Source organism: Bradyrhizobium sp. PRIMUS42, assembly GCF_023006515.1.
Taxonomy (GTDB): Bacteria; Pseudomonadota; Alphaproteobacteria; order Rhizobiales; family Xanthobacteraceae; genus Bradyrhizobium.
The window spans coordinates 1-607 of sequence record NZ_JALBGZ010001469.1 but is presented as its reverse complement, the minus strand read 5'-3'; the positions used below and the strand labels follow the sequence as shown (position 1 = coordinate 607).

Below are 607 nucleotides of genomic sequence, written 5' to 3'. Positions count from 1 at the left end.
CGCCGCGCGATGCGCTGATCGCCGATATCGCCCCGGTCGGCCTGCGCGGGGCGAGCTTTGGCCTGCGGCAATCGCTCGACACCATCGGCGCCTTCATCGGGCCGCTCATGGCGATCGCCCTGATGTGGTGGACGGCGGACAATTTTACGATCGTATTCTGGGTGGCGGTGCTGCCGGCCTTCTTGTCCTTTGGCTTGATCGCGTTCGCGGTGAGCGAGCCGGAGCCGGAGCCGAGCCGCGAGCCTGCAAAGAATCTGCTCAATCTCGCCGCAATGCGGCAGCTCGGAGCAATCTATTGGCGCGTTGTGGCCGTCGGCGTCGTCTTCACGCTGGCGCGCTTCAGCGAGGCCTTTCTGATCCTGCGCGCACAAAACATCGGGCTCAACGCGATGTGGGTGCCGGCCGTGCTGGTGCTGATGAACGTCGTCTACGCCTTGTCGGCCTACCCGGCCGGCGTGCTCTCGGACCGGATCAACAGGACTGGCCTGCTCGCGCTCGGCCTCGTCTTCCTCGCTGGTGCCGATCTGGCGCTGGCGCTGCTGCCGAGCCTTGGCGGCCTCGCACTCGGCGTCGCGCTGTGGGGGCTGCACATGGGACTGACGCAGGG

General features: G+C 67.1%; 1 protein-coding gene. It reads left to right on the top strand.

Annotated elements, in window-relative coordinates; all coding sequences use genetic code 11:
- Positions 1 to 607, top strand: a 607-nt coding sequence (locus tag MOV75_RS41120) for an MFS transporter (RefSeq protein ID WP_247008584.1), incomplete at both ends; no start/stop codon positions are given.